11 protein-coding genes are annotated in these 15163 nt (G+C 62.4%); 5 read left to right on the top strand and 6 right to left on the bottom strand.

Features of this window, described 5'->3' with window-relative positions; genetic code table 11:
- The 3 genes from ACWTSU_RS05140 to hsdR all read right to left on the bottom strand — a co-directional run.
- The coding region (locus ACWTSU_RS05140; RefSeq protein ID WP_455138807.1) for a restriction endonuclease subunit S at positions 1-833 on the bottom strand (833 nt) is incomplete at its 3' end.
- Entirely contained in the window at positions 834-2312 is a 1479-nt protein-coding gene (locus ACWTSU_RS05145; protein WP_455138808.1) for an N-6 DNA methylase, read from the bottom strand. It lies immediately after the preceding gene.
- 18 nt (positions 2313-2330) lie between these two features.
- Entirely contained in the window at positions 2331-4661 is a 2331-nt protein-coding gene (gene hsdR, locus ACWTSU_RS05150; protein ID WP_455138809.1) for an EcoAI/FtnUII family type I restriction enzme subunit R, read from the bottom strand.
- Positions 4662-4866: 205 nt separating this feature from the next.
- Here hsdR and ACWTSU_RS05155 point away from each other — a divergent pair, with 205 nt between their 5' ends.
- Positions 4867-7389: a DUF4268 domain-containing protein gene (locus ACWTSU_RS05155; protein WP_455138810.1), complete on the top strand. Its 2523-nt coding sequence runs from the start codon at positions 4867-4869 to the stop codon at positions 7387-7389.
- 43 nt (positions 7390-7432) lie between these two features.
- Here ACWTSU_RS05155 and ACWTSU_RS05160 read toward each other — a convergent pair whose 3' ends face one another.
- Positions 7433-7786, bottom strand: coding sequence for a hypothetical protein (locus tag ACWTSU_RS05160; protein WP_455138811.1), 354 nt, complete (start codon positions 7784-7786; stop codon positions 7433-7435).
- 32 nt (positions 7787-7818) lie between these two features.
- Positions 7819-8721, bottom strand: coding sequence for an Abi family protein (locus ACWTSU_RS05165; protein WP_455138817.1), 903 nt, complete (start codon positions 8719-8721; stop codon positions 7819-7821).
- A gap of 392 nt (positions 8722-9113) precedes the next feature.
- Between ACWTSU_RS05165 and ACWTSU_RS05170 the strand changes: the two genes are divergently transcribed.
- The 3 genes from ACWTSU_RS05170 (at position 9114) to ACWTSU_RS05180 (ending at position 11969) form a co-directional block, all read left to right on the top strand.
- Positions 9114-9872, top strand: coding sequence for an SDR family oxidoreductase (locus tag ACWTSU_RS05170; protein ID WP_455138812.1), 759 nt, complete (start codon positions 9114-9116; stop codon positions 9870-9872).
- A 139-nt stretch (positions 9873-10011) separates the two neighbouring features.
- On the top strand, positions 10012-10239 hold the full coding sequence (locus ACWTSU_RS05175; protein ID WP_455138813.1) for a hypothetical protein: 228 nt from the start codon (positions 10012-10014) through the stop codon (positions 10237-10239).
- A gap of 89 nt (positions 10240-10328) precedes the next feature.
- Positions 10329-11969: a hypothetical protein gene (locus ACWTSU_RS05180; RefSeq protein WP_455138814.1), complete on the top strand. Its 1641-nt coding sequence runs from the start codon at positions 10329-10331 to the stop codon at positions 11967-11969.
- Between the two features lie 72 nt (positions 11970-12041).
- Here ACWTSU_RS05180 and ACWTSU_RS05185 read toward each other — a convergent pair whose 3' ends face one another.
- Entirely contained in the window at positions 12042-13529 is a 1488-nt protein-coding gene (locus tag ACWTSU_RS05185; protein WP_455138815.1) for a C69 family dipeptidase, read from the bottom strand.
- A gap of 507 nt (positions 13530-14036) precedes the next feature.
- Here ACWTSU_RS05185 and ACWTSU_RS05190 point away from each other — a divergent pair.
- The gene (locus ACWTSU_RS05190) at positions 14037-15065 is read left to right on the top strand and encodes a 3-deoxy-7-phosphoheptulonate synthase (protein WP_455138816.1); all 1029 of its coding nucleotides are present in this window, start codon (positions 14037-14039) and stop codon (positions 15063-15065) included.
- Positions 15066-15163: the final 98 nt, after the last annotated feature.

Genomic DNA, 15163 nt, shown 5'->3' on the forward strand with positions numbered 1-15163 from the left:
CGGCCCGGCAGGGACGCGTCCAGCTCCTCGCGGGCGTCCTCGAGCCCGCCGTAGGTCTCCACGAGGGGCATGAGCTCGGAGACACGCTCGGCGATGCGGCGCTGCTCGGCCAGCGGCGGAAGGGGGATTATCCAGCTTGATAAAGTTCGAGCGGGAAGGTGTTTTATCGTTGTCCCTGTGAATTCGTTGTCCTTAATATGGGACAGGATAATGAAACTTAGCCAAACTTCGCAGTACCGATTGAGGAGCACATCAGAGCAGCGAATTCGGTGGAGTGCCTTTTGATAATACATAGGCGAGCCATGCTCCCAAATCGCGCATCTACCAGGCACTCCTCCCTCGCAGACAATCAAATCTCCATCATAAAGAGCATAACGGTTTAATTCTTCTCTTGTCATTGGCATCGAGTTGACATTTGTTAAATCGAAGTCTCCCCATTGGACATTCTTGTTGCCAAGGTAGGGAACCGGATTGCCTACATTCTTTTGTTTGTCAAGCATTTTGCCAAGTTGGATATCAGCGACAGTGCTTAGCCTCGCCCAGCACCATCCTTTGGGCAACACGAACGGGACCTCGTTCGCGATGCTCTCGTCGCTCAGAACGCGTCCTTTGGCGTCTATGCGCTTCTCATAGGGCGACCCATCGGAAGCAGTGTAGATGATTGACTCGCCGCCTTTGGGGAACTTCGCCTTCCCTTCGGCGATGAGACGGTGCTTCTCTTCGCGGATGCGTTCAAGCAAAACGTTCGCAGGCTCATCGTTAGGATCTTGCGGCACAAGTTTGCCCTCGACCGCCATCTGGAGTATTGAGTTTTTGAGATCCTTCGCCTTCATCTACGCCTCAATCCCCAATATCTCGCAGATCTGCGCAAGCTTCTTGTCGATTTCCTCATCGAGCCTCGCGCGCTCCTCCTTGTAGTTCCGGATAAGCTCGTCCGGAGGCAGGATTTCTTCCTCTTCGTGAGGATATCCGCATAGGTCGAGGTTGAAGTTTCCGTTCCTTAGCTCGTCGACGGTGTAGAACTTGGCCTTTGGGTTGCCGTTCTCGATGATTTCCCGTCGGTCGTTCCACCACGTCTTCACGTTGTCGAAGTGCTCAAGCTTGATCGGCTTGGTCTTGGAGAAGTGCTTGTAACCATCGGGTATGTCCATGCGGTAGAACCAGACACCCTCAGAGGGCTTTGTGTTGTCGAAGAAGAGGATGTTAGTGGTGATGCTCGTGTAGGGTGCGAAGACGCTCTGCGGCATGCGCACGATAGTGTGCAGGTCCATCTCCTCCAAGAGCCGGCGTTTGATTTCCACCTTGGCAGCATCTTGGCCGAAGAGGAAGCCGTCGGGGATGATGACTGCCGCCCGGCCTCCCCTTTTGAGGCGGTAGAGGATAAGCCCGAGGAACAGATCCGCCGTCTCAGAGCTCCGCAGCGCTGTTGGGAAATTGTTCTGGATCGAGGCGTTTTCAGAACCGCCATAGGGCGGGTTCATGAGAACGATGTCAAACTGGCCATCTTTCTTATGTCTCCACTCGCGCATATCGCTCTCAAGGGAGTTGTTGTGGAAGATTTCCGGGTTATCGATGTCATGCAAGAGCATGTTCGTGACGCACAGCAGATAGGGGAGCTGCTTCTTTTCGATGCCGTAGATTGAATGCGTGTAGAGCTCCTGATCTGCCGGCGTTTTCACTTGTTCCGCAAGGATCTTGAGAGCACTCGTGAGAAAGCCGCCAGTGCCGCAGGCGAAGTCGGCGATACGCTCGCCAAGTTTCGGAGCAAGTGTTTGCGCCATGAAGTCCGTAACAGCACGCGGGGTGTAGAACTCGCCTGCATTGCCCGCTGACTGGAGATCTTTGAGGATTGTCTCGTAGATTTCACCGAAGGCGTGGCGCTCTTTGTACTCTGTAAAGTCTACGGCGTTGTCTATCTCGTTTACCACCTGACGCAAGAGAATGCCGTCTTTCATATAGTTGTTGGCATCAGTGAAAGCGGCTTTCACTACGACTTGTCGCAGAGGCGCGTTGGGAGAGAGCTCAAGATTGGGAAGCGTCTTGAACAGGTCATTATTCACGAAGTCAAGTAGTGCGTCACCGGTGAGCGCCTTACCGTCCTTATGGTCTACCGCCCAGCTGTGCCACCGCAGCCTTTCAGGGATGATTGACTCGTAAGAGTCGTCGTGGAACTCCCACTCCTCTTCTTTGGCATCGTAAATCTTAAGGAAAAAGAGCCATGTCATCTGTTCGATGCGCTGGGCGTCACCGTTGATGCCGGCGTCTTTGCGCATGATGTTCTGAAGAGTTTTGACAAGGGTTCCGAGGGCCATGTAGCGAGCCGCCTTTCGTTATGCGACGTAGAGCTCGTTTTCGAGTTTACGGGTTGCCTGAATGTACCCCTGTTTACCGCCGAACGCCTTGACGATTTTCATCGGGCTTCCGAAGCGATGGAACTCCTCAAGGTCGAGCACACGGGTGTCGTCGAGATCTACAAGGTTAGAGGTTGCAAACTTGTCGAGAAGCGTCTCCAAGACCTCACGGGCCATCCCCGAGTACTCGTAGAGGATGCCCTTCTTCTTGACGTTGTTTGCACGTTCACTCCTGGTGAGTGGCGTCTGGTCGTAGGCGATGTGACAGATAAGGTCGAAGTCGCTCATCTGGTCCTGTCCGGACTCGCGGCGCAGTTCGTCAAGGAAAACGCCGTGCGTGCGGAGCTCATCGATGATGGCCTGCTTTCGGTCCTCAGCGCTCCACGCGACGAGAAAGCGGTCGAGGGTGTCGAACTCGCCGAGGATATTCCTACGCGTGTAATCCTTTAGGCTCTCGGTAACGAGCTGGCCGTCGGAGGAGTAGTACTCAACGCGCTCGGAGACGATGTGAACGTCCACGCCATGGACGTGATATTTGATGCGCCCCTTTCCGTCGTCATCGCCATCATTGTCCGGATCTGGCCAATCGGGAAGTGGCGTCACGTCGGGAGGGGAGTCGGGCTCGTTCTCATCAGGCACCATGGGTCCGTTGGGCAACGGCTCGAAGATTACGACAGGTTCTCCATCGAAGTCAGGGTCGGCGAAGAGGCGCGATGCATCGCGGAAGTCGAGGATAGTGAAGTAGCGCTTGCCATATTCCTCGCAGATGCGCGTACCGCGTCCGACGATTTGCTTGAACTCGGTCATGCCGTGTTCGCCGAATTTGTTGTCGAGTACGACGACCTTGCACGTCTTGCAGTTAACACCTGTGGTGAGGAGCTTGGAGGTGGTGACGATGGTCGGGAACCGTTCGTCGGGGTCGATGAAGTTGTCGAGCTGTGCCTTGCCCTCCTTGTCATCCCCCGTGATTTTCATCACATAGGTTGGGTGGTCCTTTACGATGTCAGCGTTCTCGTTGACAAGTGCCTTGCGCATATTCTCTGCGTGCTCGATATCTACGCAGAACACGATAGTTTTCGCGTAGCGGTCGGTCTCTTTGAGGAATTGCGTGATCTTTTTCGCGACCTGTTCGTTCCTCTCTTTGATGACGATCTCGCTGTCGAAGTCCTGTTTCTCATACACCCGGTCGGGAAGTTCCTCGCCCCGGTCATCAATCTTTCCGGCCTCTGGGCGGTATCCATAGACGTCTACGTTCATCTTGGGCCGGATGACCTTGTAAGGGGCGAGGAATCCATCCTCAATTCCCTGCTTGAGCGAATAGGTATAGACGGGTTCTCCGAAGTAGGTGATGTTTGAAACGCCCCTGGTCTCCTTGGGCGTTGCGGTCATGCCGATTTGGATGGCGCAGCTGAAATACTCGAGAATTTTGCGCCACGCGGAGTCGGCGGCGGCGCTGCCTCGGTGGCACTCGTCGACGATGATGAGATCGAAGAACTCACGATCGAACTCGCGGAAAATCTCCTCGCCCTTTTCGCCAACGAGCTGCTGGTAGAGCGAGAAATAGATTTCATATGCGGGGTCAAGCTTTCTGTTTTCGACCTTTGTGGTGACTTTCTTAAGCGGCTTGAAGTCACCGTCGATGGTCTGGTCGACGAGAATGTTGCGGTCGGCGAGGTAAAGAACCTTGGCGACTTCGGTTGTTTGGCGCAGACGATGGACGATCTGGAAGGCAGTGAAGGTCTTTCCCGTGCCTGTCGCCATGACAAGAAGGATGCGGTCCTGCCCCCGCGCAATCGCCTCAAGAGTCCTGTTCACGGCGTTGCGCTGGTAGTACCGTGGGGCGTTCCCGCCGCGCTCCTGGTAGTAGGGGGCGGTAACGATTTCTTGGGCATGCTCCTGTTCCAGTCCTTTTGCTTTCGAGTAGCGCATCCAGAGTTCTTCGGGCGTAGGGAACTCGTCCATGGTGAGGCTGCGCTCCCTGCCGGTGAGGAAATCGTGCTCAATGAAGCCCTTGCCGTTGGTGCTGTAGGCGAAGGGAACGTCAAGCGCCTGGGCGTATCCCATGCCCTGTTGGAGGCCCGCCGAGACTGTGTGCTCTGTGTCCTTGGCCTCGACGATGGCGATAGGAATGTTGGGGGCATACATGAGGAGATAGTCGGCCTTCTTCTTTTCCGTGCGGGTTACGAAGTTGCCGCGCACGACGATTTCGCCATCGGTAAAGTAGTACTCGGTAAAGACCTGTGTATCTCGATCCCATGACTTCATGATTGCAGGGTCTATGAGCTTCAGCCTTGTATCTGACTCATTCATAGCCAAGCACTCCTTGAGAAGGCTCCTCCATTTGTGGCAGCGGTTTCTTTGTCAAGTTTATCACCTGCATCTTCTTGTCAATCAATGCCTAAGGATGTGTGTTGGCGCCAAGCAGGCTGGACGGTAGAAATTAGTCTCATACTGGCGGTGAGCTTGGAGTGCATAGAATGGATGCCGTAGTGTCTTCAATTTGAGGGGCGTCTTCATGAACGCTGGTCCGCAACGCATCGTCGACCTGCTCACCACTGCGAGCAATCGCATGGTCATCCCCGTCTACCAGCGCGCCTACTCCTGGGACGAGGAGCAGTGCCAGCAGCTCTGGGACGACATCGTTGCCACCGGCCGCCGCGGCGAGGGCACGCACTTCACTGGCTCGGTAGTCATGGTGCTCGACGGCACGCCGGACTTCTCGGGTATGAGCCGGGTGCTCGTCATCGACGGCCAGCAGCGCATCACCACCCTCACGCTCCTTCTCGTCGCCCTCGCCGAGTTCGCGCGGGACAACCCGGACAAGGTCTCGCACTTCTCGTTCGAGGAGGTCATGGGGAACGGCTATCTCGTCTCGCCGTACAAGAAGGGCCCCGACCACTATCGTCTCACGCTCTCGCAGGGGGACGAGACCACGCTGCGTTCCGTCATCGACCACCTTGAGAACCCCGACGTCGACGTGGTCCCCGAGGCGCACCGCATCATTGAGAACCTCGACTTCTTCCGCTCGAGTCTCCAGAAGATCGATGGCGCCAATGTGGTGTGGGACGGCATCCGTCGCCTTGAGGTCGTCACCATCTCGCTCGCGCAGGGCCAGGACAACCCGCAGCTCATCTTTGAGTCGATGAACTCAACGGGCAAGGACCTCTCAACGGCCGATCTCGTGCGCAACTACGTGCTCATGGGTCTCCCCATGGCCGAGCAGGAGGACCTCTACGCCAACTACTGGCGCAAGATCGAGGAGACCCTCGGCGCCGACAGCTACGACCGCGTCTTCGACGACTTCCTCCGCAACTGGCTAACGGTCATCAGCGCGCCGACCACCGTGGTGACGCGCGACGTGTACCGCCTCTTCAAGCGCTACGCCGCGGAGAACGACTACGACAAGCCGGGCCACATGGCGAAGCTGCTCAAGGACCTGCGCCGCTTCGCCGGCTACTACGCGTGCATAACCGCCGGCGCCTGCGAGGACGCCGAGATCAGGGTCGTCCTGGGTCGCATCGCGGCGCTCGACGTCTCCGTGGTGAACCCGCTGCTCATGTCGTTCTGCGAGGACTATGCGGCCGGCGAGGGACCCTTCACGCGCGATGACCTTCTCTCCATGCTGCGCACCACGGAGAGCTACCTCTTTCGCCGATCCGTGTGCGACGTGGCCACCAACAGCCTGAACAAGTTCTTCTCGTCCGTCATAGCGCGGCTCAACGCCGTCCAGGAGGAGGGCGGCAACTACCGCGAGGCCTACGAGGCAATCCTTCTGGGCGAGGAGGGCACGGCGCGGCGCATGCCCGGCGACGACGAGTTCGAGCGCGCGCTCAAAACGCGCGACTGCTACGCCTTCCGCCGCGGGTTCTACCTGCTCGCGACCCTGGAGAACAGCCACCATCCCAAGAACCCGCTGGACCTCTACAACGGGGGCTACACGATCGAGCACATCATGCCGAGAAACGCGCTCAACCGGCAGGACTGGCGAGAGATGCTTGGGGCGGACTACGAGCGGGTGTACGACGAGTGCGTCAACACGCTCGGCAACCTGACGCTGACCGCCTACAACTCTGAGCTCTCCGATGCCTCGTTCGCCCAGAAGAAGGCGCGGGCGATTGGTGGGTATGACAAGGACTACCTGGTGATCTCGGCCGCGCTGCACGACGCGGACACGTGGGACGAGGGTGCCATCAAGCGCCGCGGGGCCGGGCTCGCGCGTCGCGCGCTCGCGGTGTGGCCGATGCCCCAGCTGGCCAAGGAGGTCATCGAGTCGTATCGCCCGGCAAAGAAGAGCGCGGCGCCGGGCAGGGCGGTCACGTTCAGGATGGTGTGTGCGTCCGGCCGCATCAAGCCGGGCGACAAGCTCGTCGCGACGCTCGCGGGGGAGACCGTGACGGCCGAGGTCACCGGCTCCTACACGATTCGGCTGTCCAGCGGCGAGGAGGTCGAAAGTCCCTCGCGTGCCGCGATTCGCACGAACGAGCTCGCCACGGGCAAGCACCACTCGATGAACGGGTGGGCGTTCTGGCACCTCGGCGAGGGCGGGCCCCTGCTCTCGGACGTCCGGGTCCGGTACCTGATGGACGCTGAGAAGACTGAGGCGGTGGACCTCAAGAGCCTACGCGCGGCGTTCTGGGATGGGCTCTTCAGCTACTGCTCTGACCGTCCCGATTTCACGAAGGCATACGGCGACCAGTCGGAGAGGTGGGAGAACTCGGACTGGTACGTCACGTTCGGCCTGGGGCTGCGCGACGCCCACGCGACCGCGTTTTACGCGCGACGCGACGGCTGGGTCGGGGCGAGCGTCTACGTCACGGACTTCTCGCTGTACGACCGGCTGCAGGCGCGACGCGACGAGGCCGAGGCGCTGCTGGGGGCCGACGGTGGCGAGGTCGTCTGGAACGACGCAAACGAGAAGTCCCGCGAGCTTCTCGTGAAGCTGCCCTGCGACGTCTCGCCTGAACGCTGGGACGAGCTGTACCCGTGGATCGCGGACCGGCTGCTTGCAATCCGCAGGATCGCGGGCTGGCTGCGGTAGTGGTAAGGCGCGAAGCGGCGCAGCGCAAGACGCGAGACGGGTACTATGCTACCGGCCCCGCAACAAGCTCCTCCAGGCGCTCAAGCGCCTGGAGGAGCCAATCTACGCTCTCGTTCTCAGGTGAGTACGACCAGTGAGTAATGTATCGGCATTGTGAGAAGACGGCATTGCCGAGCGCCCGAACATCATCGATGCGGTTCAGCTCATGGGAGAGCTCCTGGGCGTCTCCGAGGCGCAATCCGTAGCGCTGCTCGAAGGAGCGCCCACAGTCCATCTCAAAACCAAGGCCCCAGAACCGTTGAGCCCAATCGAATCTTCCCATGAGGGCACGAACGCCTTGCTCCTCTAATATCTCCCTGAGCTCGTGCGCGAACGCGAGCAAATCGTCTTTGTTCATGCCGTTCGCCCTTCTTGCGTGTCGAGGGATGTTCATGACTCGTGGGTGCTTGGATTATCAACCCCAAGGACTTCTCGCCAATTATTCGGAAAGCCCATGGGGCGCAGGGAGACGCTGGGGTATGAGGAGATGAGGTTGCTGAATGCCCTCAGCTCTTCCTTCCACTCGTCGGGCCATGAGATTTCGTAGATTCTCTTGAGCGTAACGAAGGTTGGGAACTCTCGGTTGCTGGACCATTTCTTGTCGCGTCGCAGCATTCGAGGCCTGGTCTTGAGCAATCGGTTATAGAAACGGTTGTGGTGAGCGCAAATGTTTCTCACCATGGTTAGGTGACGCAGCCAGCTTTTTAGATAGGGGGCTGCTATACCAAATGCCGCAGCGATCTCCTCGGAAACTGTGCCGGTATGCCCCTCGATGACAAGATCGTCGCGGAGGTTTCCGTATAGAGACGAGACGGTTCCCATCGACATGACCTCAACGGCGGCCCAGAGTGGCAGCCTCCCGTATTTATCGAGGTTATGTTGCACGCAAGGCATGCCCTGCTTCTTTGCGTGGTTGATTTCGCGCTCGACTGCTTCCATTGACTTCTTGTAGCTCTTTCTGTTGGAGAACAGCTCCGCGCGCGATAGAGCGTCCGGTCCAAATCCAAGTGAAAGCGCGTAGGCGAACTGAGTTCTAGCTTTTATCTCCACGCGCTCGATGAGCCTCCAGAGCCAGAGGCGTAGCTCCCTATCGAACTCATGAATTGCCCAGATGTCCTCGAGGCGTGTCCCTTTGTGGATGGCGCCATTCTGCTCGAAGGTCATCCAGTAGCCTCGGAGACGGTAGTAATTCGTATCGAGAAGGCAGCACCTGGCGAAAGCACGGTTGCCAATTAAAATGCCTTGTTCGACAAGATGGTTAATTTGTTCGTCAATGGGAAGTGGCGGTTTCATAGCAAATGACCCCGCCTGGTGCGCATCATCGTTTCCGAGAGAGGCGTGCGGGGTACTGTCATGTGTCAGTTTACCCGAATCGTCTTCGATTTCATACGCACTTTCTGTCTCCACAAGAGTCCCGTCTTTCAAAGCTATGACTTTTCATTATTACAGTCTATACGTTGTTTGTTTTCGCAGCATACGCTTTTCGCTGTTCGAGCGGTATGTGCACCGGACTTGTAGGTTGGGTTTCAGCTGTCCTCTGCGATTGGGTTGCCCCCGTCCTTCTCGCCCATCCGTCGAATGACGTGTCCCCGTCCGCCGCGCCGCCCTTGTCGCCGGCGCCACCAAAGCTGAAAGTCAGACGTAGGCGCGCGCATGCGGCGCGCGACGGCAGAAAGGACAAAAAGATGCAGCTCGAGAACAAGGTTGCGGTGGTCACCGGCGCGTCGTCGGGCATGGGGCACGCCATCGTTGAGCTCTTCGCGCGCGAGGGCGCCAAGGTGGTGGCCGTCGCGCGGCGCAAGGAGCGCCTGGAGCAGCTGGCGCAGAGTCTGGCCGCCGCGCCTGGTGAGGTCGCGGTCTACCCCGGCGACGTCTCCTCGCGCGAGGTCAACGAGGGCATGATCGACTTTGCCCAGGAGACCTTCGGCGGCTTTGACATCCTCGTCAACAACGCGGGCATCATGGACGACATGTCGCCGGTCGGAGACGCCACGGACGAGAAGTACGAGCAGGTCATGGCCGTCAACGTCTACGGCCCGCTCGCCGCCATGCGCAAGGCCGTGAACGTCTTCAAGGTGTCCGGCACCAAGGGCACGATCGTCAACGTGGCCTCCGTGGGCGGTATGCGCTCCTGCGCCGGCGCCATCTACTGCGCCTCCAAGGCCGCGCTCATCTCGCTCACCAAGAACACCGCCTACATGTACATGGCCGATGGCATCCGCACCAACTGCATCGCGCCGGGCGGCATCGCGACGGAGATCGCCACGTCGATGGGTGTGCCCAACCCGGCGGGCTACGGGCGCATCAAGCCAGTGCTGGACTGCTCGCCGGCGCCCGGCAGCGCCGATCAGATTGCCGCGGCGGCGCTCTTCCTGGCGAGCGACGCGGCGAGCTACGTCAACGGCGTGATCCTGCCCGTTGACGGCGGCTGGATGGCCGGCTGACCGGACGGCGAGAAGGACGTCGCGGCGGGGTCGCTGGCGATGCCGGCGGCCCCGTTCTTCTCGTCCTCTTACCCGCGGATTGGGTTTTTGTCCGGTGGGACGTGTACGCTTCTCGCAACATCGAAGGAGGGAGCACGCGATGACCGACGGCTTTCGCAACGTGATGCGCTCGGACGGCTCGATGCACCTCGAGCACCAGGTGGGCAGCATGCGCTTCGACCTCTCGGATGGCGGCGTGACGCAGGTGATCTCGTCGACGGGCGGGCTGCGGACAGTAATCCGGCCCGACGGCTCCTGCGGCACGGAGCAGACGCTCGGCAACATGCGCCTCAACCTGGACCGGGGCGACTTCGACCAGCTGCTCTAGGGGGCGCGATCTCATCGAGCGCTCCCGCGGTGTCGCTCCCGTGAGACAATCGAGGCCCTCGTCCTTCTCGCCCGCCCGAAGGGAGCTGCATGCACGACCTCAACCTCAGCCTCTTCTACGAGACCTCGTTTGACGTCCGGGCGATCGACGAGAAGACCGACGCGCTGTGGTCGCTCGTGCTGAGCGTGCGCCACTGGATCTGCCACAAGTGGGAGCTCCTCGGCGTGCCCATCGAGCGGGACCTGGCGGTGTGGTCGCGGCTGAAGTCCGGCTCGGCCGCGCTGGGCGATGGCCGCGGCGACGTGCGTCTGGAGTCGGCGCGCCACGTGCGCGAGGACGGCGAGCTCCTGTGGGGCTGCAAGATCACCGAGACCATGCGCGAGGAGCGCCGCGCCCCGCGCCAGTGGTGCACCGAGATTGGCTTCTCGTCGCGCGAGGTGTCGCGCGGCACCGTCTCGATCGTCCTCTCCTACGGCGACCGACCCGGCTACCTGGGCGAGCTCCAGGACGAGCCCGTGCCCACCATCCCCGGCGTCATCCAGGCGCTGCTGCACAACCACGAGCTCAGCTGCACCGTCTCGGGCCGTCCGGCCGACGTCTACCCCACGGGCCTGCGCGCCGGGGACTTCGCCGGCTTCTGGGAGTTCGTCTCGGACCCGGGGCGCACGGTGCCGGTGGTGTACGTGAGCCCGTGGTTCCCCGCCGCCGGCGGGGCAAACGTGGCCGTGGACCCCCGCAGGCTCGCCCTCGCGCTCGGCCCGAGCGCCGTGGTCTTCTACTCCGTTGACCGCGGCTTCTGCGACGAGATGCGCGCCGGCGTGGGCAGGGAGCTGAGGTGCGAGAAGGGCCAGGTGCGCGTCTACGCCGAGGCGCCGCGCCCCCTTGAGGAGGGCGACGCGCGCCGGCACCGCTTCTTCGGCCGCTGGGAGATCGAGCCGATGGGGGAGGAGCGCTTCATAGCCCTCGTGCGCCGGGCGCTCGCGCAGGACGTGGACTTCTACGAGAGCATGACCCGCGTCGGCACGATCCGCGAGCTTGCGCGCCGCGGGAGGATCGAGCGCGCCGCGGCCCGCCGCGCGGACGAGAAGGTCCGCGCCGCCGAGGACGAGCTGCTCGAGGATGCCCTGGCCCAGGCGCGCGACCTGCAGGAGGCACGCGCCGAGCTCAGCGAGGCCAAGGAGGACGCGCACGCGCTCTCGCTCAAGTGCGCCGCGCTCGAGCAGGCGCTCGCCGCGCGCGGCGCGGCCGCGCCGGACGGCCTCGAGCTGGGGAGCTGGCCGATGTCGCCACGCCAGATCGCGGACGTCTTCCGCGTCGCCTATCCCGACGCCCTCGACTTCACGGAGCGCGGCCTGCGCTCGCTCGACGACTGCGCCTCCGACGCCCGCGTGCTCTGGAACGCGCTGCTCGACCTCTGCACCGTCGCGCGCGACCTCTACGCGAGCGACGGGCACGTCAACGTCAAGCAGGAGTTTGACCGGCGCTCCCACTTCGAGCTGGCTACCAGCGCCGGCATGATGACGCGCAGGGACAATCGTCTCATGGCCGGCTACCGCGACGTCTACCAGGGTCGCGAGCTCAACTGCGAGGCGCACCTGAAGGCGGGCTCCAAGGAGAGCGACCCGGGCTTCATCCGGGTCTACTTCGCCTACGACCGGCCCACGGGCAGGATCGTGGTCTCCGGCTGCGGCGCCCACCGCGAGAACTTCTCCACGCGCAAGATCCACTAGGCGCGTCATGGGGACGGGGCGCCGGCCGCGTGGCCGACGCCCCGCCCTTCTCGCCGCGTTGGCGGTCGCGCGCTAGTTGTCGCTGCGGGCGAAGCCGTTGCGCATGTGCATGCTGGCCTCGTAGAGGACCTTGTCGAGCAGATCGTCGGTCTGGGCGCGGCACTCGTCGGCGATGGCCTGGTTGCACGTCGCGGGGTCGCCGCCCTCGGCATCGCACGCCAGCACGAGGGACATACTGCGGCTCGTGAGCTTCTCCTGGTAGCGCTCCACGTGCGGCAGGCTCGCGCCGTAGGCGGCGTCGGCGAGCGCGCCGACGAGGCGGTTGGCCCAGTAGAAGCTGTCGGTGGTCACGTGCGTGGTGGTGTCGGCCAGGTAGGCGGGCGTCTCGGTCACGCGCGCGTAGAAGGGTACGAGCGCGTTGAACGCGTTGCTGCCCAGCGAGACCCACTGCAGCGCGGCGTGCGCGTCGTCGACGTAGGGGCGCAGCTGCAGCACGGCGAGCTGGCAGTTGCGGTTGATGCCGATGGGGCGGTAGCGCCCGCGCGAGGCGGCGTCGCCGGCGGTGCCGTAGGGGTCGTACGGGGTGCCCTGGTAGTGCAGCGAGAGCACGTACTTCACGTCCTCCACGGTGAGCTTGCGCTCGGGCTCGCGGCACCACGGGATGCAGTTGCTCTCGGGGCCGAAGTCGGCGCCCGGCGCGGCGGTCTCCCAGGGGCCGGCGTGCGGGCTGAGGAAGCGCTGCATGTCCCAGGCGCGCGGCGTGTTGTAGACGTGGTCGGCGTCGGAGTGGCTGCCGAAGGCGTCGCGCGGGTTGAAGTGGCCGCCCTTCACGCCGACGGTGAGGTCCAGGTGGTTGGCCTCCATCCACTCGCGCAGGTCGGGCGAGCAGAGGTGCTCCTGCTGCTCGCCGAAGGCGTCGTTGAGGTCGAAGTCGTCGATGCCGAGCTGGTTGGGCATCGTGACGTAGCAGTCGTCGGGCACGCGGCGCGCGATCCAGTGGTGGCCGCCCACGGTCTCGAGCCACCAGATCTCGTCGGCGTCGGAGAACGCGATGCCGTTCATCTCGTAGGTGCCGTAGCGCTCGAGCAGCGCGCCCAGGCGCAGCGCGCCGTCGCGGGCGCTCGTGGCGTAGGGGAGGACGAGCGTGACCATGTCCTCCTCGCCGATGCCGCCCAGGCGCTCGGGCTCGTAGCCGTCCTCGCCCTCGGTGCCGCGCGCGGCGCGGTACTCCAGGAGCGGGTCCGCGGCGAGCACGCGCTCGTTGGAGGTGATGGTCTCGGTGGCGGTCATGCCCACGTTGCGCTCGTTGAAGCCGGCGGCCTCCCAGAGGCCCTCGCGCAGGTCCGCGTTGGGCATGGCGGTGTAGCGCGTGCCGCCCTCGGGCAGCTCGATCTGGAGGTGCGAGATGACGCTTCTGTAGACGCTGCCGGCCGCGGGCGCCTCGCGCGCTACGAAGCGCTTGGGCTCGAACTTGCCGCCGGGCGCGTCCTCGTTGCGCGCGATGATGGTCGAGCCGTCGTAGCTGGCCTTCTTGCCGATCAGGATGGTGGTGCAGGGCATGGTGCCTCCTCGTCGTGTGGGGCGCGGCGGGCCGCAAGAGCCGGCCGGCGCGCGCCGTCTGGACCGCACCATAGTAGCGCCGCCGCCCGATGGCTGCCGAGCTGCGCAATCCGCCCGCTTCTTACACAGAAAGGGTGTTTCCGGTGCAATATGTCCTATTCTTACACGGGTAAATTTAAATTCAGAAGTTGATGATAAAACGCGACCTGCGATTTCTCTTGCCCGTCACGTGAAAATGCATCAGAAGATAAACCGAACAGCTGCATTTTCCAAAAGAGGCTGTGTAAGAAACCGACAAACTGCACAGCAGGTCTGTGATTTAGTGTAAGAAGCGCGGGTATCGTACGCGATTTGGGGGCAGGCCCGAGATAACGCGCGGGCGAGGGCGCTCCTGCGTCCTTCGCCCACCTGTCATGGGGCGCGGCCGTCACGCATCAGGCCATCGTGCCGCTCCGCCTGCCCCGCGCCCGCTATAATGCGAGGGTCAGAACGTAGGAGGGAACCCGCATGTCCATGAAGTTCAAGCGCCTGCTGCCCATCCCCCGCGACATCCGCTCCGAGATGCCGCTCCCGGCCGAGCTCAGGGAGCGTAAGGTCGCCTTTGACGCCGACGTCTCGGCCGTGCTGCGCGGCCAGGACGACCGCCTGCTGCTCATCATCGGCCCGTGCTCGGCCGACCGCGAGGACTCGGTGCTCGACTACGCCTGCCGTCTCGCCAAGCTCGCCGAGACCGTCCGCGACAAGCTCATCGTGATCCCGCGCGTCTACACCAACAAGCCGCGCACCAAGGGCACCGGCTACAAGGGCCTGCTCCACAACCCCGACCCCGAGGCCGCCGACGACCTGCTCGAGGGCGTCAAGGCCATTCGTCGCATGCACCTGCGCGTGGTGGAGGAGACGGGCCTCTTCACCGCCGACGAGATGCTCTATCCCACCAACTACCAGTACCTCATCGACGTGCTCGCCTACATCGCCGTGGGCGCGCGCTCCGTCGAGAACCAGGAGCACCGTCTCGTGGCCTCCGGCGTGCCCATGCCGGTGGGCATGAAGAACCCCACGGGCGGCTCCACCGACGTGATGCTCAACTCCATCTACGCCGCCCAGCAGCCCCAGACCTTCATCTTCCGCAACTGGGAGGTGGCCACCACGGGCAACCCGCTCGCGCACGCGGTGCTGCGCGGCTACGTGGGCCTCGACGGCATCAACTACCCCAACTACCACTACGAGTACCTCGAGCGCCTGGCCGAGAAGTACACGTCCGCGAGCTTCCAGAACCCGGCCGCGATCATCGACTGCAACCACGACAACTCCGGCAAGCGCCCGTTCCAGCAGATCCGCATCTGCCACGAGGTCCTCGACTCCATGAGCCGCTCCGACACCATCCGTCGCCTCGTGCGCGGCTTCATGGTGGAGTCCTACCTCGTCGACGGCAACCAGCCGGTGGGCGGCGGCACCTACGGCCAGTCGATCACCGACGCGTGCATCGGCTGGGAGAAGACCGAGCGCCTGGTGAAGGAGATCGCCGAGCGCGCCTAGAGGCAAAGCGACCCGTCACGACGCGGACAGGCAAGAGGGGGCCCCAACCCGCACAATCCTCCTCTGGTTTCGGGGTTCTCGCCTCCCCCACCCCCCGC

Source organism: Thermophilibacter sp., from assembly GCF_966187215.1.